The sequence below is a fragment of the Serratia sp. LSHTC3 genome, from assembly GCF_057197125.1.
In genome coordinates, this window is record NZ_JBXUNP010000004.1 from 343,688 (window position 1) to 365,816 (window position 22,129).

General features: G+C 58.8%; 21 protein-coding genes. 14 read left to right on the forward strand and 7 right to left on the reverse strand.

Features of this window, described 5'->3' with window-relative positions; translation table 11 throughout:
• Window positions 1–11 precede the first annotated feature (11 nt).
• From AC2CGI_RS17225 to AC2CGI_RS17235, 3 genes are read left to right on the forward strand one after another with little or no spacing between them, the layout of a single operon-like run.
• Window positions 12–545 carry a transmembrane HD family hydrolase gene (locus AC2CGI_RS17225; RefSeq protein ID WP_242517218.1) on the forward strand — a complete coding sequence of 178 codons (534 nt, stop codon included), beginning with the start codon at window positions 12–14 and terminating at the stop codon, window positions 543–545.
• Window position 546: 1 nt separating this feature from the next.
• Complete coding sequence (locus AC2CGI_RS17230) at window positions 547–1,089, forward strand: ImmA/IrrE family metallo-endopeptidase (protein WP_076741005.1); 543 nt, start codon at window positions 547–549, stop codon at window positions 1,087–1,089.
• Window positions 1,086–2,126, forward strand: coding sequence for a beta family protein (locus AC2CGI_RS17235; RefSeq protein ID WP_076741006.1), 1,041 nt, complete (start codon window positions 1,086–1,088; stop codon window positions 2,124–2,126). Before AC2CGI_RS17230 ends, AC2CGI_RS17235 begins: the two co-directional genes overlap by 4 nt.
• Here the strand turns inward: AC2CGI_RS17235 and AC2CGI_RS17240 are convergent.
• Window positions 2,118–2,726, reverse strand: coding sequence for a sce7726 family protein (locus AC2CGI_RS17240; protein ID WP_076741007.1), 609 nt, complete (start codon window positions 2,724–2,726; stop codon window positions 2,118–2,120). The two genes, AC2CGI_RS17235 and AC2CGI_RS17240, sit on opposite strands and share 9 nt — an antisense overlap.
• 550 nt (window positions 2,727–3,276) lie before the next feature.
• Between AC2CGI_RS17240 and aac(6') the strand changes: the two genes are divergently transcribed.
• On the forward strand, window positions 3,277–3,717 hold the full coding sequence (gene aac(6'), locus AC2CGI_RS17245; RefSeq protein ID WP_076741008.1) for an aminoglycoside 6'-N-acetyltransferase: 441 nt from the start codon (window positions 3,277–3,279) through the stop codon (window positions 3,715–3,717).
• On the opposite strand, the gene AC2CGI_RS17250 is transcribed toward aac(6'), so the two are convergent.
• On the reverse strand, window positions 3,718–4,434 hold the full coding sequence (locus AC2CGI_RS17250; protein ID WP_015379141.1) for an HPP family protein: 717 nt from the start codon (window positions 4,432–4,434) through the stop codon (window positions 3,718–3,720).
• A 171-nt stretch (window positions 4,435–4,605) separates the two neighbouring features.
• Between AC2CGI_RS17250 and yfcF the strand changes: the two genes are divergently transcribed.
• On the forward strand, window positions 4,606–5,241 hold the full coding sequence (yfcF, locus tag AC2CGI_RS17255) for a glutathione transferase (RefSeq protein ID WP_004937171.1): 636 nt from the start codon (window positions 4,606–4,608) through the stop codon (window positions 5,239–5,241).
• A 74-nt stretch (window positions 5,242–5,315) separates the two neighbouring features.
• On the opposite strand, the gene AC2CGI_RS17260 is transcribed toward yfcF, so the two are convergent.
• Genes AC2CGI_RS17260 through AC2CGI_RS17270 form a run of 3 tightly spaced genes read right to left on the reverse strand, consistent with a single transcriptional unit; the run spans window position 5,316 to window position 9,348 of the window.
• A complete protein-coding gene (locus AC2CGI_RS17260) occupies window positions 5,316–6,557 on the reverse strand; it encodes an aromatic amino acid transport family protein (protein ID WP_004937169.1) in 1,242 nt (413 codons plus the stop codon).
• A 58-nt stretch (window positions 6,558–6,615) separates the two neighbouring features.
• Window positions 6,616–8,070 carry an NAD-dependent succinate-semialdehyde dehydrogenase gene (locus AC2CGI_RS17265; RefSeq protein WP_021505087.1) on the reverse strand — a complete coding sequence of 485 codons (1,455 nt, stop codon included), beginning with the start codon at window positions 8,068–8,070 and terminating at the stop codon, window positions 6,616–6,618.
• A 12-nt stretch (window positions 8,071–8,082) separates the two neighbouring features.
• The gene (locus AC2CGI_RS17270; RefSeq protein ID WP_004937164.1) at window positions 8,083–9,348 is read right to left on the reverse strand and encodes a 4-aminobutyrate--2-oxoglutarate transaminase; all 1,266 of its coding nucleotides are present in this window, start codon (window positions 9,346–9,348) and stop codon (window positions 8,083–8,085) included.
• A gap of 121 nt (window positions 9,349–9,469) precedes the next feature.
• On the opposite strand from AC2CGI_RS17270, the gene pdxR reads away from it, so the two are divergent.
• Window positions 9,470–10,942, forward strand: a complete 1,473-nt coding sequence (gene pdxR / locus AC2CGI_RS17275; protein ID WP_044030408.1) for a MocR-like pyridoxine biosynthesis transcription factor PdxR — start codon at window positions 9,470–9,472, stop codon at window positions 10,940–10,942.
• 22 nt (window positions 10,943–10,964) lie between these two features.
• On the opposite strand, the gene AC2CGI_RS17280 is transcribed toward pdxR, so the two are convergent.
• On the reverse strand, window positions 10,965–12,584 hold the full coding sequence (locus AC2CGI_RS17280) for an ABC-F family ATP-binding cassette domain-containing protein (protein WP_044030407.1): 1,620 nt from the start codon (window positions 12,582–12,584) through the stop codon (window positions 10,965–10,967).
• 307 nt (window positions 12,585–12,891) lie between these two features.
• On the opposite strand from AC2CGI_RS17280, the gene AC2CGI_RS17285 reads away from it, so the two are divergent.
• The gene (locus tag AC2CGI_RS17285) at window positions 12,892–14,913 is read left to right on the forward strand and encodes an oxidoreductase (protein WP_484593960.1); all 2,022 of its coding nucleotides are present in this window, start codon (window positions 12,892–12,894) and stop codon (window positions 14,911–14,913) included.
• 194 nt (window positions 14,914–15,107) lie between these two features.
• Here AC2CGI_RS17285 and rlmG read toward each other — a convergent pair whose 3' ends face one another.
• Window positions 15,108–16,247, reverse strand: a complete 1,140-nt coding sequence (gene rlmG / locus AC2CGI_RS17290) for a 23S rRNA (guanine(1835)-N(2))-methyltransferase RlmG (RefSeq protein ID WP_015379148.1) — start codon at window positions 16,245–16,247, stop codon at window positions 15,108–15,110.
• Window positions 16,248–16,477: 230 nt separating this feature from the next.
• On the opposite strand from rlmG, the gene AC2CGI_RS17295 reads away from it, so the two are divergent.
• The 7 genes from AC2CGI_RS17295 to sstT all read left to right on the forward strand — a co-directional run bounded on the left by AC2CGI_RS17295 (window position 16,478) and on the right by sstT (window position 22,094).
• Window positions 16,478–16,768, forward strand: a complete 291-nt coding sequence (locus tag AC2CGI_RS17295; RefSeq protein ID WP_041922289.1) for a type II toxin-antitoxin system RelE/ParE family toxin — start codon at window positions 16,478–16,480, stop codon at window positions 16,766–16,768.
• A 14-nt stretch (window positions 16,769–16,782) separates the two neighbouring features.
• Window positions 16,783–17,106, forward strand: coding sequence for a HigA family addiction module antitoxin (locus AC2CGI_RS17300; protein WP_015379150.1), 324 nt, complete (start codon window positions 16,783–16,785; stop codon window positions 17,104–17,106).
• Complete coding sequence (locus AC2CGI_RS17305) at window positions 17,099–17,611, forward strand: M48 metallopeptidase family protein (protein ID WP_016930176.1); 513 nt, start codon at window positions 17,099–17,101, stop codon at window positions 17,609–17,611. The genes AC2CGI_RS17300 and AC2CGI_RS17305 overlap by 8 nt, the downstream gene beginning before the upstream one ends.
• Before the next feature lie 50 nt (window positions 17,612–17,661).
• Window positions 17,662–18,642 (forward strand): Gfo/Idh/MocA family protein, encoded by a 981-nt coding sequence (locus tag AC2CGI_RS17310; protein WP_076741010.1) that lies wholly within the window; start codon window positions 17,662–17,664, stop codon window positions 18,640–18,642.
• A gap of 1 nt (window position 18,643) precedes the next feature.
• Window positions 18,644–19,375 (forward strand): glutamine amidotransferase, encoded by a 732-nt coding sequence (locus tag AC2CGI_RS17315; protein WP_075685007.1) that lies wholly within the window; start codon window positions 18,644–18,646, stop codon window positions 19,373–19,375.
• Between the two features lie 252 nt (window positions 19,376–19,627).
• Window positions 19,628–20,596 (forward strand): TerC family protein, encoded by a 969-nt coding sequence (locus AC2CGI_RS17320; RefSeq protein ID WP_015379153.1) that lies wholly within the window; start codon window positions 19,628–19,630, stop codon window positions 20,594–20,596.
• A 262-nt stretch (window positions 20,597–20,858) separates the two neighbouring features.
• Window positions 20,859–22,094: a serine/threonine transporter SstT gene (gene sstT / locus AC2CGI_RS17325; protein WP_015379154.1), complete on the forward strand. Its 1,236-nt coding sequence runs from the start codon at window positions 20,859–20,861 to the stop codon at window positions 22,092–22,094.
• Window positions 22,095–22,129 lie beyond the last annotated feature (35 nt).

Genomic DNA, 22,129 nt, shown 5'->3' on the forward strand with positions numbered 1-22,129 from the left:
GTCAGTACTTTTTGCAACATCCACATGCACAGATGGATGCTCTTACATTACATAACATTGGTGAGCTAGTCTCAAACGGTACTTTATTGAGCCTTGATGATTTATGGTCCTTTCAAGGTACTTTTTATCAGACGATAATTACTGTGCTGATAGCATTAAATGCTATTCTTGGAGGGTTTGCTTTTTTTATGGTTAAACAGTCATCTAATGCAAAAGCTAGGGAAGAAGCTATTCTAGAGGTAAAAAACTACATAGAAAGCAAATCATTTGATCGTGAAGTAAAAGATATAACCAATACTAAAGTTGAGTTAACCGTAAATCAAAAAATTGGTGCCTTGCAACTTGACTTAACGTCACAAATAGAAATTGTAAGCAACTTAATTTCTGACATGGAAGAAGTAAGAAAAAGAGAAGAATTAGTTAAAATGCTAGAAGGCGAATGCGCTGAAATGAAAAGACATATCTCAATTTTAGCACAGGCGCTCTCTCAGAGAGATGTATCTGAGAGTGATGGCTCATCATTAACCTTAAAACAAGGACATTAAAATGGCTTTTATTAAACGTAAAAGTGTTAACAATAAAAATACTAATGATGAAAAAATCAATGCGAATACTCCTGAGGAGCTTTTATCATTCGCCAGTAGCAATGGCATAACTGTCGAACCCTTAGATGTAACTAGTTTAACTCAGAAACTTGGAATATCGATGAGGATGGAACCTATGACAGGAGAAGAGTCAGGTAGCCTCAGGAAAGATAAAAATGGAAAATGGATTATGACAATAAATTCATTACACCACCCTCATCGGCAACGCTTTACAATTGCCCACGAATTAGGGCATTACATAAAACATACTATTCTGAAAGAAAACTTTGTTGATACTACTTTTTTCAGAAATGAAGAAAGCAACCCGATGGAGCATGAGGCTAATAAATTTGCGGCAGAGTTATTAATGCCAAAAGCGCCTTTCGAGGCGTATATTAAAAACATTTCCAAGCAAGTAGAAGATTTAGCTAAGCACTTCCAGGTTTCATCTATGGCAATTCGTATCAGGGCAAAACAACTTGGATATGAAGGACATAATTTATGAGTAATTATTGCTATTTCCCTTTACTTAAAACTCGCGACGCTGAATTAAAAGCTGTTTCCAAGCTAAACTCAGATGACTTCGATAACATTTTACCTATATATGAATTAACCAAGTCAAGAAGAACAAATATTGCTCCCGATGGTGATATCCATAGGAAAATGGCATCTATTAGAGAAATCCAAGGAGAAAGGCCATTTATTTTAGATGTCACATCTAATGAAAAATACGTAAACTATCAACTTGAACAACTTGTAGATGAAAGTAATTCATTTTATGAATGGCAATACTTCATAAATTTATATAGTGATTTGAACATTATACCAATGATTCACTTATATGATGAAGATGACTTTACTGAAGTTTCTGGTTTTGTTAAAACCATGTCAGAATCTAAAGAAAACCTTGCAGTAAGATTACCGTATCACCTTGATAACTATAAGAAATTCATAAAACCAATTTATGACAATCTTTCAGAAAACTGTAAATTGTATGTAATTTTGGACGGTGAGCAGATTATAAAAGGTAAATCGGAAGCAATAGCTGAAGGATTTATCTTCGCCTGCTCAGAACTTGAAGAGTTTGGAAATAAAATTGAAGATATAGTAACTGTATGTACATCATTCCCATTAAGCCCTGCTGCAGAAGGGAAAGATGATCATGGAGACTTCCTTATCTATGAAGAAGAAATATTTGAGCATATTTCTTCAGAGTTCGACATTAAATATGGCGATTATGCCTCTATAAACATTCAGCAAGTTGAAATAAAAGGGGGGACCTTTGTCCCTCGCATAGATATTTGCCAAGTTAAAGATTTTATATATAAAAGATATCGAAGAAATGCAGGAAGTTATATTTTGTGCGCTCAAAAAATGATTGCAGATGAAAGATATAGTCCATTGGGAACTTGGGCAGATGAAGAAATTGCTAGCGCAGCTAATGGTGAGCCATCTGGGATCAGCCCTTCATTTTGGATAGCTGTAAGAATGAATTATTACATGACATCTCGAACAAGACTAAGACTTAGGTTATTAGACTAATTCTAGCGATGGCATTCTTGTGAGAGTAAGGATGTCATCTGAATGTATTATTTTTCCCATTTCCGCCAAGAATAATTTATAAGGGATAACTATTTTTTTAAACACATCTTCCCTCGATATTTTTCTTATATCATCAAGACTCTTCTGTAAAGCAAGAGCCTCGCAAAGCTCATGTTTCGACTTTACTCGTTTATCAACTACAAGTCGTCGAAGATAGTTTATATCTATCGTGCTCGCCAAAGTTATCTTATCATGTTTTTTAATTTTATTAGACTTCCTTACTTGAGTCACAACTTCATTTTCGATGACAATAATTCCGACACTACGAGGTGTTTTTTTTCTAATGCTATCCACATTAGAACGCTCACAAACTATGAAGCAAAAATCAAAATACTTTCTGTAACTATCAATTTGAGTGGCTAAACGTTCAGTGTTATCCCCAGCCCCTTTTATTTCATAGGCAATAAGCATGTCATCAAGCATGCAGATTATATCAGCTCTACGAGTTCCAAAATCAAAACGAAACTCAGAACTAATAATATTATTATCACAATTAATTAAATGCTCTATAAGCACCTTCTTTATCTCAATTTCTTTCATTAACTTTCACCATTTGAGCAGTGTACATATTATTTATATTTTCTGGTTATTTGTACAGTGCTTTTTTGTCAGAGTGGGTATTACATATGAAGGAATACTAAGAAATTTCACAAGCTTTCCTATCATCACTCTCATGATGTCTGCGTCTATTCCTAGCAACAGGTCGCTGGAAATGGCCGATCCCGCAGAACCATACGGACGTACTTTCGCTCTTCTTCCATATAGCACCTGTACATTCTACAACCGTATCGTCTGCAATGCCCTCAGCCATAGTTTGGTAAGTTTTTTGGCTCCATCTGGATATGCCGGCACTTTGGGAAGGATGGTGAAACACATTCATCCTCGCTCTTATCCTGAATAGCTCTGGTACGGATAACCAACTTATGCGTATCTTACCCAAGCTGACGAGGTTATCGACACCTTCTTGAACCTGAAGCAGGAACTTTAATCAAATCCCCGCTAGTGTAATCAGTTGCTTTTTTGTTTCCCGCCGCCGTGCCACACTTCCCTCTCGGCATTCCTGATTTATTCCGACTCATAAGGCCCCCGCATGATCGTCAACTGCGACCACGACAACCTCGACGCCTGGCTGGCGCTGCGCTCAGCGCTGTGGCCCACTTGTCCGTTGGAAGAGCACCGCGCGGAGATGCGCGAAATATTGGCTTCGCCGCACCACACCGCGTTTATGGCGCGGGGGCTGGACGGCGCTTTCGTTGGCTTTGCCGAGGTCGCGCTGCGCCACGATTACGTCAACGGCTGCGAATCGTCGCCGGTGGCGTTTTTGGAAGGGATTTACACCGTCGAACGCGCCCGCCGCCAGGGCTGGGCGGCGCGTTTGATCGCGCAGGTGCAGGAGTGGGCGAAGCAACAGGGGTGCAGCGAGCTGGCGTCGGATACCGACATCGCCAATCTGGACTCCCAGCGCCTGCATGCGGCGCTGGGCTTTGCCGAAACGGAACGGGTGGTGTTTTACCGCAAAACGCTGGGCTGATCAGGCAATCTTGCTTTGCCGCTGATGCGCCAGCTGCTCGGCGCGCAGCAGGATCTCCTGCAGATCGTCCTCATCGATATCGAACAGATCCCCCTCCATCAACGCCTCGTGCAGATCGGCGCGGGTGATGGAAACGGCATCGATCGGCAGATTGGCCGGCTTGGCCTCCGCCGGCGCCAGCGCGTGCGGGTAGCGCCGCCCGGCCAGGTTATTGAACAGAATGGCCAGCGCCGCCAGCAGCACCGAGTTCAGCAGCACCGGGTACAACACGAAGTGGTAGCCCATCTGATGAATGCCGGGGCCGCCGAGGATGGCGGTCAGCGCCACCGCGCCGCCGGGTGGGTGCAGGCAGCGCAGCTTGAACATCAGGCCGATGGCCACCGCCGCCGCAACGCCGCAGGCCAGGCCCGGATCGGGGATCAGCAGACCGGCGCTAACGCCCACCGTCGCCGCCAGCGCATTGCCGCCGACGATCGACCAAGGCTGCGCCAGCGGGCTGTTCGGCACGCCGAACAGCAGCACCGCCGAAGCGCCCATCGGCGCGATAAACCACAGGTTCACCTCGCCCAAAATAAAGTGGCTGATCCAGCCGGCGAGCATCAGCCCCAAACCGGCGCCAACGCTGGAAATCAGCATCTCTCGTTTGCCCACCGCCAGCGGGTGCGGCCACAGGCGCGCGCATCCCACTTTCACTCGTTCTATCCACTGCGTCTTCATGTTACCCAATACGGCTCAATTCACGTGTTGGCAACAAATATATCACATCATCCTGAAGGAGCTCACGGCGCCGTAAACCGCGCCGCCCAAGAACTTTTAGGCTAACAGATTGATTTTTAGCCTCCCCTCGACAATGATGAATGTTCCCCCCTTAACCCCGAGGAACCGCCGATGTCTCAACCGATCACCGAGCTTTATACCGACAGTGAATTTTTCAGCCCGTACGCCATGTCCGCCTTTGTCGTGCTGACGGAAAAAGGCATTCCGTTCACCGTGAAGCCGGTGGATCTGGCGAAAGAAGAGAACAAAGAGGCAGCCTACGCGGCGCTGTCGCTCACCCGCCGGGTGCCGACGCTGGCGATCGGCGAATTTCAGCTCTCGGAGTCTTCGGCGATCGCCGAATACCTGGAAGACATCCACCCGGCCCACGCCGTGTACCCGCGCGACGTGAAGCTGCGCGCCAAGGCGCGCGAGATCCAGGCCTGGTTGCGCAGCGATCTGCTGCCGATCCGCGCCGAGCGCTCGACCGAAGTGGTGTTCAACAACGGCAAGTTCCCGCCGCTGTCCGAAGCCGCGCAGGAAGCCGCGCGCAAGCTGATCGCCGCCGTGGAAAAGCTGTTGAGCCACGGGCAGGACAATCTGTTCAGGGAGTGGTGCATCGCCGACACCGATCTGGCGCTGATGCTCAACCGGCTGGTAATGCACGGCGATCCGGTGCCGGAGCGCGTGCGCCACTATGCGCACAAGCAGTGGCAGCGCCCGTCGGTGCAGGCCTGGCTGGCGTTGTCGGAAAAACGGCGCGCCTGAGGAAAAAAATCGGCGGCCACGACGCCGCCGTTCTCAATGCCGAGAAACAACATCACTGCTTGAGGGAAGGCAAATCACCATCCAGAGGGCAGATAGCCTAACAATGAAGCGATGGCGTACACCGCGCTGGCCAGGTACAGCAACACAATGCTGATCTGCAGCAGCGGATGCGTGATCCAGTTGCACTGCCAGCGTGGTGTTTGGTCGCCGTGTTTGCGCGCGCCGCGCAGGATCAGCATCGGCATGATCGACAGGATCACCCCGCTGAACACCCCGGCGAAGTAGAGCGCGTTGACGAACGACACCAGCCCGCTGTAGGCCAGCGCGAACGGCGGCACCACCACCAGCAGCAGCACGCCGAAGCGGCGCAGCGGCAGCTCGTCGTTGCCCAGCCGGAACTTGTCGAAGATATTGGTCAGGAAGCTGCCGCCCAACCCCCAGTACGAGGTCAGCATCGCGCACAGCGCGAAGATGTTGGCGGAGAAGAACGCCCACTGCCCCAGCGCCTGGCCCCAGGAAATGGTGGCCACATCGGAGATGTCATCCAGCCCGCTGAGCGCGATCACCGACATCGGCACCGCCGCCAGCAAAATGAACGTCACCACCATGCCGACGATGATCGCCTTCGGCAGCTGCTCCGGCTTATCGGCAAAGCCGCGCGCCATCTCCGGCACGATGTACTGCGCCGAGAAGCAGAACACCACCACGTTGAATACCGGCACCATATAGCGCCAGTCGCCGTCCAGCAGGTTGCGCATCTGGGTGGTGTCTTTCAGCAGCGTCGCTGCCACCAGCGCGGTCAACATCACCACCATGCCGATGCTGATGAACTTCTCGCCGCGGCCGATCGCTTTCAAACCGAGATAGAGCACGCCGGCGGCGGGTACGAAGAACAGCAGGCTGCCCAGCGCCGGCGAGATGCCGAACAGCGATTGCAGCAGCTTGCCGCTGCCGGTCATGTAGGCGGTAAGCGCCCCGACGCTGTTGACGCACACCGAAGCGAACATCAACCAGGCGCCCAGGCCGCCGACGTAGCGCTTCGCCAGCCCGCTCAGCTGCAGATGCGCGCGGGTGCGCAGCGTGGATTCAGCAACGTACAGCATGGTGATGGTGGTCAGGCTCCCCACCAGCACCAGCCAGAACAGCAGCGGCAGGAAACCCGCCTTGCTGGAGGCATAGGCGATGGAGAGCACGCCGGCGCCGATGTTGGTGCCGACGATCATCGCCACCCCTTCGAGGAAACTTAACGATTTGGCGGGTGCAGGTGCTCGCACCCCGGCGGCAAGCGCCGGAGAAACAGAGATATTATCAGACATGCATCATCCTTTATCGCCCGGCGACGCTGGCCGCCGGGATGGGTTAACGTCCTGACGCTCAACGGCTCACATCGATACACAGGTATTTCAGCTCCAGATATTCTTCTATCCCGTAGCGCGATCCTTCACGCCCGAGCCCTGACTGTTTCACGCCGCCGAACGGCGCCACTTCGTTGGAAATCAGCCCGGTGTTGATGCCGACCATGCCGTACTCCAGCGCTTCCGGCACTCGCCACTGGCGCGCAGCGTTCTGCGTGAACAGATAGGCGGCCAGACCGAATTCGGTGTCGTTGGCCATGGCGATGGCTTCCGCCTCGTCATGGAAACGGAACAGCGGCGCCACCGGCCCGAAGGTCTCTTCTTTGGCGAAGCGCATCTTCTGCGTCACGCCGGTCACCACCGTCGGCTGGAAGAAGGTGCCGCCCAGCGCGTGCGGCTGACCGCCGGTGGCGATCTGCGCCCCTTTGATCAGCGCGTCGTCGATGTGGCTCTGCACCTTCGCCACCGCATCGCTGTCGATCAGCGGCCCCTGAGTGGTACCTTCCTGGCTGCCGTCGCCGACTTTCAACTGCTCGACCGCCGCCACCAGCTTCTCCGCCAGCCGCTCGTAGATGCCATCCTGCACGTAGATGCGGTTGGCGCACACGCAGGTCTGGCCGCTGTTGCGGAATTTGGAGGCCATGATGCCCGCCACCGCCGCGTCCAGGTTGGCGTCGTCGAACACGATGACCGGCGCATTGCCGCCCAGCTCCAGCGACAGTTTCTTGATGCTCGGCGCGCACTGCGCCATCAGGATGCGGCCGACCTCGGTCGAGCCGGTAAAGCTCAGCTTGCGCACCACCGGGCTGTCGCACAACACCTTGCCCACCTGCGCCGCTTCCCCAGTCACCACCTGCAACACGCCGGCGGGAATGCCGGCGTCCTGCGCCAGCTTGGCCAACGCCAACGCGGTCAACGGCGTTTGCTCGGCCGGTTTGACGATGATGGCGCAACCGGCTGCCAGCGCCGGCGCCACCTTGCGGGTGATCATCGCCGCCGGGAAGTTCCACGGGGTGATGGCCGCGCACACGCCGATCGGCTGCTTCACCACCACCAGGCGCTGCGAAGCCTGAGGCGCCTGCAATACCGCGCCGTCCACCCGCTTGGCCTCTTCGGCGAACCAGGTGATGAACGACGCGGCGTAGGTCACTTCGCCGCGCGCTTCCGCCAGCGATTTGCCCTGCTCGGCGGTCATCAGCTGCGCCAGATCTTCCTGCGCGGCCAGCACCTTATCAGCCCAGGCCAACAGCAGCGCGGAACGCTGCTTGGCGGTCAGCTGTTTCCAGTCGTTTTGCGCCCGCTGCGCCGCCGCGATCGCCTGCTGGGTTTCCTCTTCGCTGACCAGCGGAATGCTGGCCAGTTCGGCACCGGTGGCCGGGTTGATCACCGCTTCGCGCTTGCCGCTCAGGGCGTCGCACCATTCGCCGTTGATCAGACACTGGCTGCGCAACAGCTCGGGATTGTTCAATTTCATGCCGTTCGCTCCTTAGTGGGCCAGCGCGCGGGACAGGATGCCCATCGCCTTGGTGAACTGATCGTCCGGGATAGTCAGTGGGTAGAGGAAGCGGATCACGTTGCCGTTCACGCCGCAGCTCAGCAGCAGCAGCCCTTCCTCCATCGCCTTCTGCTGCACCTGACGGGTGATATCGGCTGAAGGTTTACCGGTAGCCGGATCGTTGAACTCCACCGCCACCATCGACCCCTGCGCGCGCACATCGGCGATCGCCGGGCTGGTTTTGCGCGCCTGCTGGAGCACTTCCACCAGGTGCTGACCCAAGCGCTGAGCGCGCTGGCACAGTTGCTCCTCTTCAATCACGTCCAGCACCGCGTGCGCGGCGGCCACCGCCAGCGGGTTACCGGCATAGGTGCCGCCCAGCCCGCCCGGCGCCGGCGCATCCATCACCTCGGCGCGGCCCGCCACCGCCGACAGCGGCATGCCGCCCGCCAGGCTTTTCGCCATAGTGATCAAATCGGGCTTAACGCTGTAGTGCTCCATGGCGAACAGCTTGCCGGTACGGGCGAAGCCGGTCTGCACTTCGTCAGCGATCAGCAGAATGCCGTGCTGGTCGCACAGCGCGCGCAGCGCCTGCATGAAATCGGCCGGCGCCACGTTGAAGCCGCCCTCGCCCTGCACCGGCTCCAGCACGATCGCCGCCACCTGCTTGGGATCGATATCCGCTTTAAACAGGCGGTCCAGGCTGTTCATCGCGTCTTCGGTGGTCACGCCGTACAGCGCGTTCGGGTACTGGCCGTGGAACACCGAGCCGGGGAATGGGCCAAAGCCCAGTTTGTAAGGCGCCACTTTGCCGGTCAGCGCCATGGTCATGTAGGTGCGGCCGTGGAAGCCGCCGCCGAAGGTGATCAACCCCGGGCGGCCGGTATAAGCGCGGGCGATCTTCACCGCGTTTTCCACCGCTTCCGCGCCGGTGGTGAAGAAGGCGGTTTTACACGGACCGGCGATCGGCGCGCGCTGGTTGATGCGCTCCGCCAGCGAGACATAGCTTTCGTAAGGAACGATCTGATAGGCGGTGTGGGTGAAGGCCTGCAGCTGCTTTTCAATCGCGGCGATCACCTTCGGGTGCCGGTGGCCGGTGTTCAGCACGGCGATCCCCGAGGCGAAGTCGATCACTTCTTTGCCTTCCACATCCCACAGCGTGGCGTTCTCTGCGCGCTCGGCGTAAAAACCACACATCACGCCCACTCCGCGCGGGGTGGCGTCCTGACGGCGTTGGTTCAATTCTGCGTTTTTCATGCTGTTCTCTCCGGTCGGTGCCAGTTACACGTTTCGTTCACATTCGTGAAACAATGCCGTTTATTTACACAGGATGTGGCCCTATAATCGAGTGCCAGTTACGAATAATTGAGGGATCCAATTGCGCTCATTGAGTGGTGATCTGTTGCTGCAACGCCTCGGCGAACAGCCTGATGACAAGCTGCACAAGCGGCTTTACAACGCGATCCGCACCAGCATTCTCGACGGCAGCCTGCCGCCCTCCAGCCGCCTGCCCGCCTCGCGCGACCTGGCGCAGGAGCTCAGCCTGTCCCGCAACACCGTGTTAACCGTTTATGAACAACTGTTGGCGGAAGGCTATGTATCGGCGCGCGCCGGCAGTGGCACCTTCGTCGCTGACACGGTGCCGGACAGCTGCCTGTCCACCGGCGGCGCCCCGGCGGACGGCAGCGGGCAACCGCGGCGCGTCGAACTGTCGGAGCGCGGCGCCACGCTGCTGCACCACGCCAGCGCCAGCCCCAAACAGTGGGGAGCATTCATTCCCGGCGTGCCCGACGTCAACGCCTTTCCTCATCAGCTGTTCAGCAAGATCCAGGCGCGCCTCAGCCGCCGCCCGGCGCCGCAGCGGCTGACCTACAGCAATCAGGGCGGCAGCCCGGAACTACAGCATGCGTTGGTGGAGTATTTGCGGGTGGCGCGCTCGGTACGCTGCTCGCCGGAACAGATCCTGATCACTGAAGGCATCCATCAGGCGATCGATCTGGTGACGCGCATGTTGTGCAATCCGGGGGATGACGCCTGGATCGAAGAGCCGGGCTATTGGGGGATCCGCAATATCCTGCGCATCAATGCGCTGAACGTCTGCCCGCTGGCGGTGGACGAGGCCGGGCTGGTGCCGCCGGAGCAGCCCACGACGCCGCCCCGCCTGATTTTCGTCACCCCGTCGCACCAGTATCCGCTCGGCTCGGTGATGAGTCTGGCGCGCCGCCAACGGCTGCTGGCGCTGGCGCGCAACGCCGGCGCTTGGATCGTCGAGGACGACTACGACAGCGAATTCCGTTTTTCCGGCCAGCCGATCCCGGCGTTGCAAGGGCTGGAAGCCGACGCGCCGGTGATCTATATCGGCACCTTCAGCAAAACGCTCTACCCGGCGCTGCGCCTCGGCTATGTGGTGTTGCCGCCGCCGCTGGTGCAGGCGCTGAAAACCGCCCATGCCGAGCTGTACCGCGGCGGGCACCTGCTGATCCAAAGCGCGCTGGCGGAGTTTATTCAGGCGGGGCACTACACGGCGCATATCCGCCGCATGCGGTTGCTGTATGCCCGGCGGCGCGCCTTCCTGACCGGGTTGATCGAACAACATCTCGGCAAGCAGGCGCTCAGCGAATTCAACAGCAACGCCGGCTTGCACCTGATCCTCAACCTGCCGGACGAGGCCGACGACGTGGCGATCGCCGCCGCCGCCGGCGCGCGCGGGGTGCTGGTGCGGCCGCTGTCGCGCTACTATATGCAGCCCAACCGCCGGCGCGGCCTGCTGATGGGCTTTGCCTGCGTGCCGGAAGAGCAAATGGCCGCCGCCTTCACCCAGCTGCTGGCGTGCATCAACGCCCCGCACTAGGTCAGATCGCCGCCCGCCTGCCTCACCAGGCCTGAAGCCGCCAGCCGTCCGCTTGCCTGTTCAGGCGGTGCGTCGGCCTCAGCGCCTGCAGGAAGTCTTCGTCGTGCGACACCACCAGCATCGCGCCGGGGAAATCCGCCAGCGCGGTTTCGATCGCCAGCGACGACGCCAGATCCAGGTGGTTGGTCGGCTCGTCGAGCAACAGCAGCTGCGCCGGTTGTCGCCGCCACAGCGCGCAGGCCAGCGCCGCCTTCAAGCGTTCACCGCCGCTCAGCGAGCCCAGCGGCAACGCGATGCGATCCGCGCCAAGCTGCAGCTGCGCCAGCCGGGTGCGCAGCGCCCCTTCCGCCAGCGGCGAATCCTGTAGCCCCAGATGTTCCATCACCGACAGGCCCGGATCGAGCTGCGACAGGGTTTGATCGAGGTAGGCCGTCGACAGCGGGCAATGACAATGGCCGGAAAGCGCCGCCAGCTGCCCGAGAAGAGTCTTCAGTAAGGTGGATTTTCCGCAGCCGTTGGGGCCGGTCAACGCCACGCGCATCGGGCCGTCGATCCGCAAATCCAGCGGCGGCGCGCTGACGAACGGCAGTTGCAGCCGCTCGAGCACCAGCACCTGCTTGTTCGCGTTCACTTCACTGCCCGGCAGCGCCAGCAACACCGGCGGTTCCTCCTCCACCCGCTGATAGGCTTCACGCACCGCCGCATCGAGGCTGTCGCGCCGATCCTGATGTTGTTTGCGCAGCGTGCCGAGGCTCTCCTTCGCCGCCGACTTGTAGGCCACCCGTTCGAAAGAGGCGATATTCAGCGTATCGACGACGCGCAGCGTTTGCGCCGAGCGCCGCTGGCTCATGTCGTGCTCTTTCTGTTGGCGAGCGCGGGTGCGGCGGCGCTCCTCGCGCGCATGCTCCAGATCGGCGCGCGCCGCCTGCTGCTCCGTATCGCGCTGGCGCCGGTAGTCCTCATAGTTGCCGCCGTAGCTGCGCAGCGCGCCGGGCGTCAGTTCGACGATGCGCTCCATGCGCCCCAGCAGTTGCCGGTCATGGCTGGCGATCAACAGTCCGCCCCGCCACTGATCCAACTGCTGATACAGCCAGGCGCGGCCGGCGCTGTCGAGGTGGTTGGTCGGTTCGTCCAGCAGCAGAAAATCCGCCTCGCCGAGCAAGGCGCCGCACAGCGACGCGCGCATCCGCTCGCCGCCGCTCAGCGAACTGGCGGATCGCAACGGATCGAAGGCCGGCAACCCGGCGGCGGCAAAGGCGTTTTGCAGACGATCGTGAAGATCCCAGCGCCCTTCCAGACGATCGATATCGTCCGTCAACGGCCGCCCCTGCTCGAGACGCGCCAGCGCGGCGAACACCTCACCGTAGCCCAGCAGCTGCGCCAGCGTAGTGTGCGGCGCGATCTCCGGCTGCTGCGCAACGTAAGCTACTGCGGCATGAGATTCAACGTGTCCATTGCCCGGCAGATCCAATCCGGCGATCAGGCGCAGCAGCTGGGTTTTGCCAACGCCGTTGCGCCCCACCAGGCCGCAGCGCGACCGATCAAAAGCGAGATCCAGCGGGCCGAACAGCGTTTCGCCGTCAGCAAATTGGCAGGTCAGTTGATGTAAAACGAAATAAGGGGACTGCGCTAAATGAGCCATAAGCACTCCTGAATGAGATCAAAACATCCCCACAGGGCGCGAGAGCGCACGGCGTGGGACCAGATATCAACAGGCGTGGTTGTTCATTTTCGGTTATGGCTCCGCAGAGAGAAGGAATTTGCAACGCGTAAAGGCTAACCGATCTTTTGTTCGTTATGCAAACAGAGTCTGAGATTCATGACATCTATCACATTCGGCGCAACGCAGATTCCCAAGCGGCGCGACAACGGCTAGATTTATCTCATCCGACCACTTGTGTTCACATAATTATAACAACGGGCCCTGATTTCACCCGATGGAGAGTGCAATGAGCAATTACCCTCACCTGCTGGCGCCGCTGGATCTCGGTTTCACCACCCTGAAAAACCGGGTGCTGATGGGATCGATGCATACCGGCCTGGAAGAGCTGCCCGACGGCCCGCAGCGCCTGGCCGCGTTCTATGCCGAACGCGCCGCCGCCGGCGTGGCGCTGATCGTCACCGGCGGCATTGCCCCGAACGAACAGGGCGTAGTGTTTCGCGGCGGTTCGCTCCTCAACAGTGAGGCGCAATTGCCTCACCACCGACCGGTGACCGAGGCCGTCCACCGGGCGGGCGGCAAAATTGCGCTGCAGATCCTGCACACCGGCCGCTACAGCTATCAACCCAAGCTGGTGGCCCCTTCCGCGCTGCAGGCGCCGATCAACCCGTTTACGCCGAGCGCGCTCAGCGAAGCGGAGATCGAGCAGACTATCGCCGACTTCGCCCGCTGCGCGGCGCTGGCGCAGCAGGCTGGCTATGACGGCGTTGAGGTGATGGGATCCGAGGGCTATCTGATCAACCAATTCTTGACGACGCGCACCAATCAGCGCGACGACCAATGGGGCGGCAGCTTCACCAACCGCATGCGCTTCGCCGTCGAAACCGTCAGGGCGGTGCGCCAGGCCGTGGGCCCGGAATTCATTCTGATCTACCGGCTGTCGATGCTCGATCTGGTGGAAGACGGCTCCAGCTGGCAGGAGATCGAGCAGCTGGCGCTGGCGATCGAACAGGCGGGCGCCACGATCATCAATACCGGCATCGGCTGGCACGAAGCGCGTATTCCGACCATCGCCACCATGGTGCCGCGCGCCGGATTCAGCTGGGTGACCCGCAAGCTGATGGGCAAGGTCAGCATCCCGCTGATCACCACCAACCGCATCAACGATCCGGCGGTGGCCGAGCAGGTGCTGGCGGACGGCTGCGCCGACATGGTGTCGATGGCGCGTCCGTTCCTCGCCGACGCCGCCTTTGTGCAGAAAGCCGCCGAGGGGCGCGCCGACGAGATCAATACCTGCATCGGTTGCAACCAGGCCTGTCTCGACCAGATCTTTGAAGGCAAGCTGACTTCCTGTCTGGTCAACCCGCGCGCCTGCCGCGAAACCGAAATGCTGCTGACGATGGCGGAAAAACCGAAAAAACTGGCGGTGGTCGGCGCCGGCCCTGCCGGGCTGGCCTTCGCCACCACCGCCGCCAGCCGTGGCCATCAGGTGACGCTGTTCGACGCCGCCGAGCAGATCGGCGGCCAGTTCAACATAGCCAAGCAGATCCCCGGCAAGGAAGAATTCCATGAAACGCTGCGTTACTTCCGCCGCCAGCTGGCGCTGCGTGAAGTGACGGTCAGGCTGGGCGTCAAGGTCGAAGCGGCGGATTTAAGCGAATTCGATGAGGTGATCCTCGCCTGCGGCATCGTGCCGCGCACCCCGGACATCCCCGGCATCGGGCACGCCAAGGTGCTGAGCTATCTGGACGTGCTGCGCGATAAAAAACCGGTCGGCCAGCGGGTGGCGATCGTCGGCGCCGGCGGCATCGGCTTCGATACCGCCGAGTACCTCAGCCAGCACGGCGTGTCCAGCAGCCTGGATCAGGCGGAATTCAACCGCGAATGGGGCATCGATGGCCGCCTTGAACAGCGCGGCGGGCTGGCTGAGCAAGGCCCTCAGGCGCCACGCGCCGCCCGGCAAATCTATCTGTTGCAACGCAAAACCAGCAAAGTGGGCGAAGGCCTGGGCAAAACCACCGGTTGGATCCACCGCGCCAGCCTGGCGATGCGCGGCGTGAAGATGCTCAACAGCGTCAGCTATCGGCTGGTCGACGACGAAGGGCTGCACATCACCCGCGCCGAGCAAGACAGCTGCCTGCCGGTGGACACGGTGGTCATTTGCGCCGGGCAGGAACCGCGCCGCGAACTGCAGCAACCACTGCTGGCGATGGGGAAAACCGTGCACCTGATCGGCGGCGCCGACGTGGCCGCCGAGCTGGACGCCCGCCGCGCGATCGATCAGGGTACGCGGTTGGCGATGGCGCTGTAAAAAAGGGGCGCCCGGCGCCCCTGATATTGATGACAAACCTCATCCCCATGCCGGGTTGGCAGAGAGCAGCGAATAGAGAACAAGGAAAATCAATTTATTGATTTTCGGCTGATATCCACAAAGGGGGAAAAACCACGCTTTTTCCCCCTTTGTCTACAGCCTGAGGGGCGCCCGGCGCCCCTTGTTATTCACGCTCAGCGACGCGCGCCGGATTTCACCGCTCTAAGGATCACGAACTTCTTGTTCGAGGCCACCAGCGTGCAGTTGCCGAACAGGCGCTTGAGCTTCTGATGGTAGTCGAGGTGACGGTTGCCGACGATGCGCAGTTCGCCGCCCACCTGCAGGCAGCGCTTGGCGTCGCAGAACATCTGCCAGGCGGTGTGATCGGTAATGGCGTGTTGCTGGTGGAACGGCGGGTTGCACAGCACCGCCTGCACGCTTTCACGCTCGATGCCTGCCAGCGCGTTGTTCACCTCAAACTGACAGCGGTCCAGCTCTTGCGGCAGGTTGTGCTCCACGTTCAGCTCGCTGGAGGCCACCGCCATGTAAGATTCATCGACGAAGGTCACCTGCGCTTCCGGGTTTTGCGCCAGCGCCGTCAGGCCAATCACGCCGTTGCCGCAGCCCAGATCGACGATATGGCCGTTCAGGCCGCGCGGCAGATGTTCCATAAACAGGCGCGCGCCGATATCCAGGCTGCCGCGCGAGAAGACGTTGGCGTGGTTATGGATAAGCCAATCGGTGCCGTCCAGCGTCCAGTCGGTGGTTTCCGCCGCCGCCGGCGGGACGATATCCGCCGCCTGGCAGAAGATCAGACGCGCTTTCTTCCACGCCAGGCTGGTGCGCGTCGGGCCCAGCACTTTTTCAAACAGCTGCATCGTCGAAGTGTGCACGTCGCGCGCTTTGGCGCCGGCGACGATCAGCGTGTCTTCGGTCACGACGTGGCGCAGCGCGCGCAGCTGCTGTTCCAGCAGCGCCAGCGCTTTCGGCACGCGAATCAGCACCACCGCCGGCGCCGCCGGCAGCTCGGCCAGGCTGTCCAGCAGTGTGACCTGCTCAGGATCCAGACCGTTGAGTTTGAGGTTGTGGCGCGTCGCCAGCTGGCTCATGTACGAGTCGCTGACGCTGTAAGGGCGATGCGCGTGCAACGCACAGGCCAGGGTGCCGAAGTTATCGTTGAAAATCAGCACCGGGCGGCCGCCGATATCTACGTTTTCAAGCTGTTGCAGCAGATATTCGTCCGCCGCTTCCCACGCCTGCAGTTGGGTGGATTCTTCCTGTTGGGGATAACGCTCCAGCTCAAGTTGCTGTGTTCCCAGATCGAGTTGGCTCATTGCCCCTCCTGACTGATAAAATTTGGGCTGTTTATCCCCTAAAAACGCCCGTCAGTAAAATGTTTTTTCGGATAAATTGCGTATTGCGCCGCGTATCTGAAAACCCGCGTCCCTTTTCTCCTTTAACAACATTAACCTTTCCCTCCCAAGCACCCATGTCGACGTTTTTTTAACCTGACGAGGTGTAACTTTAAATGTTACACTGCCAGTCCCTATGGAAGGGGGAAAGCATGATTAAATCTTTCCGCGATCGCTATCTGGAGCAGTTCTATCTGGAAGGCAAACGCAGCCGTCTGATCCCCGGCGTGCTCGAGCGGCAGTTGGCCAGAAAGCTCGATATATTGGCCGCCGCGCAGCAAGAGCGTGATTTGCATCACCCCACGGGTAACTATTACAAGCGGCTATCCGGGCCATTTCAGGGATGGTCAAGTCTGCACGTCAATATGCACTGGCGGCTGATGTTCCAGTGGCGGCATGATGCCGCTGAAAAAATTTACCTCGATCCTCACCAAGATACCTGAACGAGGGGGAACCTATGTTGGAAACCACGACTCGCGAACCCACCACGGTGGGGGAAGTGCTGCAGGAAGAGTATTTAACGCCGTTGGGCATCGGCCAGGAAGAACTGGCGAAGGTACTGGGCGTCACCCGTGCCACTGTTAACCGCCTGTGCAACGGGCATCGACGCATGAGCGTTGCCGAGGCCAACCTGTTTGCCGACCTGTTCGAAACGACCGCCGACTTTTGGCTAAACCTGCAGGCGGCACACGATCGCTGGGAAGCCAGACAGGCCGATGCGCAACGTGTGCGGCTGCGGCCAATCAAAGAAATACTGGGACGCAATATCACTCATGCATGACATCGAACTCGCCTACCTGCAAGGCTACCCAACGCATCTGCAAAGCCAGGTGCAGCAACTGATCCATCAGAATCGGCTGGGAGACGTGCTGCTGCAGCGCTATCCGCAGGTGCATGACTGCACCACCGACAAGTCGCTGTATCAGTTTACCGTCGATCTGAAAAACCAGTATCTGCGCAACGCCCAGCCGCTGAGCAAGGTGGCCTATGACAGCAAGATCCACGTCATGAAGCACGCGCTGGGCCTGCACACCGCCATCTCCCGCGTGCAGGGCGGCAAGCTGAAAGCCAAGGCGGAAATTCGCGTGGCGACGGTGTTCAAGGTCGCGCCTGAGCCGTTCCTGCGCATGATCGTGGTGCATGAGCTGGCGCACCTGAAAGAGAAAGATCACAACAAGGCGTTCTACAGCCTGTGTTGCCATATGGAGCCGGATTACCACCAGTTGGAGTTCGATACCCGGCTGTATCTGACGCACCTTTCGCTGTTCGGCGAGCTATATGCATAGCGAATGAGGGCGTGATAATCTGCGGTTTTAAGCCTGGACCGGAGCTCGCCATGATTCGCTTTGCCGTCGTCGGCACCAACTGGATTACGGAACGTTTTATCGATGCCGCCCATGAAAGCGGCAAACTCAAGTTGAGCGCCGTGTATTCACGCTCGCTGGAACAGGCGCAGGCGTTTGGCGCCAACTATCAGGTCACGCAGTTTTTCGACTCGCTCGAGGCGATGGCCCAGTCCGACGCCATAGACGCGGTGTATATCGCCAGCCCCAATTCCCTGCACTGCCCGCAATCGCTGCTGTTCCTGCGCCATAAAAAGCACGTGATCTGCGAAAAACCGCTGGCCTCCAACCAGCGCGAAGCGGAACAGCTGGCGGCCTGTGCGCGGGAAAATCAGGTGGTGCTGTTCGAAGCGTTCAAAAGCGCCTATCTGCCGAATTTTCTGGCGCTGCAGCAGGCATTGCCGAAAGTCGGCCGGCTGCGCAAAGCCTTTATCAACTACTGCCAATACTCTTCGCGCTACCCGCGCTACCTGGCCGGCGAGAACCCCAACACCTTTAACCCGCAGTTCTCCAACGGCTCGATCATGGATATCGGCTACTACTGCCTGGCCAGCGCGGTGGCGCTGTTCGGCGCGCCGCAGTCGGTGCTCGCCAGCGCCACACTGCTCGATACCGGCGTTGACGCCCACGGCACCGTCTGCCTGAACTACGGTGATTTCGACGTCACGCTTTCCCATTCCAAGGTCAGCGACTCGGCGATCCCCAGCGAGATCCAGGGGGAGGAAGGCACGCTGATTATCGACAAGATTTCCGAGTGCCAGGGCGTGGCGCTGACGCCGCGCGGCGGCAACCGTCAAGATCTGAGCCAGCCGCAACACATCAACACCATGCTGTATGAGGCGCTGGCCTTTACCGAGCTGGTGGAAAATCACCGGGTGGAGCATCCGGGGCTGGAGAATTCGCTGATCGTCGCCCGCCTGCTGACCGATATCCGCCGCCAGACCGGCGTTGTCTTCCCCGCCGACGGAGAATGAGATGAAACCGCTGCTCGTGATGCAAACCGGCGACGCGCCGCAGGCCATTCGTCAAGAATTGGCCAACTTTGATGGCATGTTCCTGCAACAAGGCAATATCGACGCCGAACGAGTGCACATCGTGCACCTGCCCGCCGGCGAACGGCCGTTGCCGCCTGCCGCCTATTGCGGCGTAGTCATCACCGGCTCGCCGGCGATGGTGACCGAACGGCTGCCGTGGAGCGAGGAAGCCGCCGAATGGCTGCGCCAGGCGATGGCGATCAAACTGCCGCTGTTCGGCGTCTGCTACGGCCACCAGCTGTTGGCCTACGCGCTCGGCGGCGAAGTGGGCTACCACCCGCAGGGCATGGAGGTGGGTACGCTGGAGATCGAAATGCTGCCCGCCGCGGCCGACGATCGGCGGCTCACCCTGCTGCCGCCGCGCTTCAAGGCCAACCTGATCCACTCGCAGAGCGTGCTGACGCCGCCCGCCGGCGCGCAGACGCTGGCGCGTTCGCAGCAGGACGCGCACCAAATCCTGCGCTATGGCGATCACGCCCTGACCACCCAGTTCCACCCGGAATTCAACGGCGCGGTGATGAGCCAGTATCTGCAGTGGCTCGGCGAGCTGCATCCTGAGCAGCAGGCCCGCTACCAACAGCAACAACAACAGGTTAGCGACACGCCATTCAGCCGCCTGCTGCTGCAGGGATTCGTCGTCAGCCTCGGCGCGCAAAAAGCGATGGCCGGTTAACGCGATTCACGTTGACCGCCGACACATTTTGCATTACTTTCTGCTCTGCAAAGGGGAGTAACTTCATTGCCGGTCAATCGTCATTACGATGCGCAAGCATCCGGTTACCGGGCAACCTGATGTCAAAGGTGTAACCACCTTCATCAACGTTGTAAGTGAGACCTTGCCGGAAGGCGAGGTTTGCTTGCAGCGTTCACAGAGCGGCTGGCGTCTTCCGACGTTGGCCGTTTTTGTTTTTGAAGGATACCTCTGATGATGAATTCCGTTGGCACACCGTGGTTATGGGGCAGCTTCGCCGCCGTTATAGTCGTGATGCTCGCAATCGACCTCCTGTTGCAGGGCCGTAAAGGCGCGCACACCATGACTATGAAGCAGGCCGCCAGCTGGTCGCTGGTGTGGGTCAGCCTCTCTCTGCTGTTCAATTTCGGTTTCTGGTACTACCTGAATGAAACCGCCGGGCGCGCCGTCGCCGATACCCAGGCGCTGGCCTTCCTGACCGGCTACCTGATCGAAAAAGCGCTGGCGGTGGATAACGTGTTCGTCTGGCTGATGCTGTTCAGCTACTTCGCCGTGCCGGCCAACCTGCAGCGGCGGGTGCTGATCTACGGCGTGCTGGGGGCGATCGTGCTGCGTACCATCATGATCTTCGCCGGCAGCTGGCTGGTCAGCCAGTTCCAGTGGCTGCTGTATCTGTTCGGCGCTTTCCTGCTGTTCACCGGTATTAAAATGGCGCTGGCGAAGGAAGATGACTCGGCGATCGGCGACAAACCGCTGGTGAAATGGCTGCGCAGCCGCTTGCGCATGACCGACAGCCTGGAAGGCGAGCGTTTCTTCGTGCGCCGCAACGGCATTCTGTTCGCCACCCCGCTGGTGCTGGTGCTGATCCTGGTGGAACTGAGCGACGTGATTTTCGCGGTGGACAGCATTCCGGCGATCTTCGCCGTGACCACCGATCCGTTCATCGTCCTGACCTCCAACCTGTTCGCCATCATGGGCCTGCGCGCCATGTACTTCCTGCTGGCCAACGTGGCGGAACGGTTCTCGATGCTGAAATACGGCCTGTCGGTGATCCTGGTATTTATCGGCATCAAGATGCTGATTATCGACTTCTTCCACATCCCGATCGGCGTGTCGCTCGGCGTGGTGGCGGGCATCCTGACGTTCACCTTGCTGATCAACGCCTGGGTCAATCACCGCAACGATCGCCTGGCGAAGAAATAACCATAATCTGTTATCCGGGGCGCTAGTCGCCCCGTGATTGTTTGGCAATTCCCCCAAAACGCCAAACGTTATTGCGATCACACAAATGTAACCAGTATGTTATCAAGTGTTGATCCGCGCTCAGAATTTCACCCTCGCCTCTTTCCAACATCATTCGATTGCTGAATACTGATTCGGCAAACACACTTAGTTACAGAATCATATAAAGCTGCCTGGCGTCGTTCCCGCCGCGGCGGCCAGATAACATCAGGAAGAAAGCACTATGCAAAAACTACTACAAAAGATCACGCAGGGCAGCCTGGTCAAACAAATCATGGTCGGCCTGGTGGCCGGCATTCTGGTGGCGCTGGTTTCACCGGCGGCGGCAGCGGCGGTCGGCCTGCTCGGCACCCTGTTCGTCGGCGCGCTGAAAGCGGTGGCGCCGGTGCTGGTGCTGATTCTGGTCATGGCCTCGATCGCCAACCATAAACAGGGGCAGAAGACCAACATTCGCCCGATCCTGTTCCTCTATCTGCTGGGCACCTTTGCCGCCGCGCTGGTGGCGGTGGTCGTCAGCTTTATCTTCCCTTCCACGCTGGCGCTGACCACCGGCGCGACGGACATTACCCCGCCGGGCGGCATCGTGGACGTGATGAAGGGCCTGTTGATGAGCGTGGTGGCCAACCCGTTCCATGCGCTGATTAACGCCAACTACATCGGCATTCTGGCGTGGGCCGTCGGGTTGGGGCTGGCGCTGCGCCACGCTTCCGAAACCACCAAGGGGCTGATCAACGACATGTCCCATGCGGTCACGCTGGTGGTGCGCGCGGTGATCCGCTGTGCGCCGCTCGGCATCTTCGGCCTGGTGGCCTCCACGCTGGCGGAAACCGGCTTCGGCGCGCTGTGGGGCTATGCGCAACTGCTGATGGTGTTAATCGGCTGCATGCTGCTGGTAGCGCTGGTGCTCAACCCGCTGATCGTTTACTGGAAGATCCGCCGCAACCCGTATCCGCTGGTGTTCGCCTGCCTGCGCGAGAGCGGCGTGACCGCCTTCTTCACCCGCAGCTCCGCCGCCAACATCCCGGTGAATATGGAACTGTGCAAGAAGCTGAACCTGAATGAGGACACCTACTCGGTTTCCATCCCGCTGGGCGCCACCATCAACATGGCCGGCGCGGCGATCACCATCACCGTGCTGACGCTGGCGGCGGTAAACACGCTGGGCATCGCGGTGGACGTCCCGACCGCCCTGCTGTTGAGCGTGGTGGCGGCCCTCTGCGCCTGCGGCGCCTCCGGCGTGGCCGGCGGTTCGCTGCTGCTGATCCCGCTGGCGTGCAACATGTTCGGCATTCCGAATGACGTGGCGATGCAGGTGGTGGCGGTCGGCTTTATCATCGGCGTGCTGCAGGATTCGGCGGAAACCGCCCTCAACTCCTCCACCGACGTGCTGTTCACCGCCGCGGCCTGCCAGGCGGAAGACCAGCGGCTGGCGAACGAAGATCCGCTGAAGGTGCGTTAATCGCGCGTTGCTTCATCAAAAAGGCGCTCCTTCGA